Source organism: Actinosynnema sp. (genome assembly GCF_052038725.1).
Genome location: NZ_JBQGCX010000696.1, coordinates 1 through 2,919, shown reverse-complemented (window position 1 = coordinate 2,919; position 2,919 = coordinate 1). Strand labels below are relative to the sequence as shown.

Sequence of the window (2,919 nt, the reverse complement as noted above, 5' to 3'; positions counted from 1 at the left end):
GGGCCGCCCGGTCGTGCCCGGCCCGCGTGGCCGGTCCGCCGCTCCGGGCGCGGTCACCCGGCTGCGTCGCGCCGTGCGGCGCGTGCGGTCGGGAGGGATAGCGTGCCGGTGCGGGCGGATCGGTGGCGCGTGGGCGCGTTGTTGTCGAGGACGAGTGGTGGAAGGAGGTGGGAAGGGACCGATCGGCGGGCACGCTAAACCCCCTTTGTGGTTTTTATCATGGGGGGGCATCTTGGGGGCGTGAGCGCCCCTTTTGTGGAGACCCCGCCCGCCACACCCGCGGGCGCCCGCCGTGGACGCCCGCCGAAGGGAGCGGCGCAGCTGTCCAGGGCGGTGATCCTGGACGCCGCTGTGGCGGTGGCCGACGCGGAGGGGGTCTCGGCGGTCTCGATGCGCAGCGTCGCCCGCAGGCTCGGCGTGGACGCCAAGAGCCTCTACAACCACGTCGAGGGCAAGGACGGGCTGCTCGACGCGCTCGCCGAGCACGTCCTGCTGGGCATCCGGCTGCCTGAGCCGACGGGTGTGCCCGAGGACGACCTGCGGGCCATCGCGGTGGAGTTCCGCAGGGGCGCGCTCGCCCATCCGGGCGTGGCCGCGCTCGTGCTGACCCGCCAGCTGTCCTCGATGGCCGGGCTCGCGCCGATCGAGGCGGCGCTGTCGGTGCTGCTGCGGGCGGGGATCGAACCGGAGGAGGCGGTCCACCTGCTGCGGGCGCTGCTGGCGGCCGTGGTGGGCACGCTGCTGCGCGAGGTGTCCGCGGGGCCCGAGCTGGGCACGGCGGATCCGGTGGGCATCGCCCGCAGGCGTGCCGTGCTGGCCTCGTTGGGACTGCCGGGGCTGGTCGCCGCCGCGCCCCACCTGGCCCGGTGCGATCACGACCGGGAGTTCGACTACACCGTCGAGCTGCTGGTGCGGGCGGTCAGCGCGCGGCTGTCGGGGCCGTCGAGCACGTGTGGCCGTTGAGCACGACCGTCTCGTCCGAACCGATCTTGTACCAGCCTGGGCCGAAGCTGCTGACCCAGCCCGAGGTCGTGGCGCGGCACCCGGCGTCGATCAGGAAGTAGTCGACGTCGATCCGGTCGTGCCACCAGCCGCCCATCCGGCCCCACGGTGGCACGGCGCCGTAGGACCAGCCGTTGCCGTAGTCGGCCCAGCGCACGGTGATCCGCGCGGGCGTGCGGTTCTCCAGGGCGCCGCACGGCGGTAGCAGGCAGCCGAGCCGCGCGGTGGGGGCCGCAGCGCTCGTGGGAACCGTCGCGCTCGTGGGGGCCGCAGGGCCTGCGGGGTCAGTGGGGGCGGCGGGTGTGGTGGGCGTGGTGAGCGCTGCGGACAGCAGCAGCGCCGTGCCGAGCGCTCGCATCCGGACCCCCTGGGGTGTGGGTGGACGACCCATCATCCAAGGCGCGGTGGGCTGGTGCAGTGCGAGGCGGGGTGTTCCCTGGCGTGCAACGGGGTCATGAGGCGGGAGGTGGTGGGTCGGTTCGGTACAGCTCGGTGACGGCCGCGGCTCGGGCGGCGAGCTCGGTGCGCAGTTCCGGTGGGTCGAGCACCTCCACGTCGGCGCCGAACGACAGCAGGGTCGTGGCCGCGGGCACCGCGCGGAAGCGCAGGCGCACCAGTGCGCGGTCCTCGTCCAGGTCCTCGGGGTCGCCCTCCAGGTCCTGGGCGTGGAACACCAGGAAGCGGGGCAGGAGCGGGCGGCGCACGGCCACGGTCGCCACGAGCTGGGCCGGGGCCTCGTCGACGCGCTTGCGCAGCTGGTCCCACAGGTCGGCCAGCTCGTGGGGCGAGTGCTGGGCCTGCTGGTCCAGGACCGTCGCGGACAGGACGCGGTCCAGGCGGAACAGGCGGTGCGCGCCTCGGTGGCTCGCCACCAGGTACCAGGTGCCCGCCTTGTTGACCAGGCCGTGCGGGTCGGTGGTGCGAGTGGTCAGCGCGCCCTTGCCATCGCGGTAGCGCAGGTGCAGGCGGCGGCCGGTGAAGACCGCTTCCTGGACCGGGGCCAGCGCGTCCGGGGCCGGCGCCCGTGTGCCGCGCCAGCGCGCGGGGTCCACCAGCACCAGTCTGCTGGTGGCCTCGGCCTGCCCGCGGTGGTTCTCGGGCAGGGCGGCCATCACCTTGCGCAGCGCCGAGCGCAGCGCGGGGGCCAGGCCCAGGTCGGCGTGCGCGCGATCGGTGAGCAGCACGAACAGGGCCTTGGACTCCTCGGCGGTCAGGCCGGTGACGTCGGTGCGGAAGTCCGGCAGCAGCGCGATGCCGCCGTTCGGTCCGCGCTCGGTGTAGACCGGGACGCCGGTCGCGGATAGGGCCGCGACGTCCCGCATGACCGTGCGGGTGGACACCTCCAGGCGCTTGGAGAGGGTGCGCGCCGACAGCTTGCCGTGCGACTGGAGCAGCATCATCATCGACAGCAGCCGGTCGGCTCGCACCCGTCCTCCTCGTGCCCGGTGGTCCCGGTGGTCAGCTCTTGGCGGCGGCCTGCGCCTCGGCCGCGCGCGCCGCGTTGAAGGCGCGCGGGTCGAAGACGTACGTGGCCGCGGTGATCTCGCCGTCGGTGACGGTCAGGTGCTCGGCGAAGGTCATGACGACGTCAGGGGTGGTCGTCGCCTCCTGGAGCAGCAGCGCGCCCTCGTCGTCGCCGTACGCAGCCAGCAGCCGCAGTTCGCTGGTGTGCACCAGGAACCGCGACCAGAAGCCCTGCAGACCGGCCTTGCCGGTGGACTCGCCGGTGGGTGCCTTGAGGACGACCTCCTCGGAGGTCAGCGCCGCCGCCGCGTCCATGTCGCGCTCCCGCACGGCCTGGAAGTGCGCCAGCGCCGTCTGGAGTGCCGCGCCGTTCTTCTCGCTCATGTCGTCCTGCTCCTCGCTCGACGTTCCGGTGATGTGAGGAGTCTGCGCGGGAGAGTGTGACACGTTGTG

4 protein-coding genes are annotated in these 2,919 nt (G+C 73.8%); 1 reads left to right on the top strand and 3 read right to left on the bottom strand.

Going from position 1 to position 2,919, the window contains the following annotated elements:
- Window positions 1-240 precede the first annotated feature (240 nt).
- Window positions 241-963, top strand: coding sequence for a TetR/AcrR family transcriptional regulator (locus tag ACTUAL_RS14615; RefSeq protein WP_440900627.1), 723 nt, complete (start codon window positions 241-243; stop codon window positions 961-963).
- Here ACTUAL_RS14615 and ACTUAL_RS14610 read toward each other — a convergent pair.
- From ACTUAL_RS14610 to ACTUAL_RS14600, 3 genes are all read right to left on the bottom strand, one after another.
- Window positions 920-1,360: a hypothetical protein gene (locus tag ACTUAL_RS14610; protein ID WP_440900626.1), complete on the bottom strand. Its 441-nt coding sequence runs from the start codon at window positions 1,358-1,360 to the stop codon at window positions 920-922. The two genes, ACTUAL_RS14615 and ACTUAL_RS14610, sit on opposite strands and share 44 nt — an antisense overlap.
- 94 nt (window positions 1,361-1,454) lie before the next feature.
- Window positions 1,455-2,429: a helix-turn-helix transcriptional regulator gene (locus tag ACTUAL_RS14605; RefSeq protein WP_440900625.1), complete on the bottom strand. Its 975-nt coding sequence runs from the start codon at window positions 2,427-2,429 to the stop codon at window positions 1,455-1,457.
- Between the two features lie 31 nt (window positions 2,430-2,460).
- Entirely contained in the window at window positions 2,461-2,850 is a 390-nt protein-coding gene (locus ACTUAL_RS14600) for a nuclear transport factor 2 family protein (protein WP_440900624.1), read from the bottom strand.
- Between the last annotated feature and the right edge of the window lie 69 nt (window positions 2,851-2,919).

Coding starts and splice junctions, on each gene's coding strand:
- ACTUAL_RS14600 (WP_440900624.1), bottom strand. CDS start 2,850: ATGAGCGAGAAGAACGGCGCGGCACTCCAGACGGCGCTGGCGCACTTC.
- ACTUAL_RS14610 (WP_440900626.1), bottom strand. CDS start 1,360: ATGCGAGCGCTCGGCACGGCGCTGCTGCTGTCCGCAGCGCTCACCACG.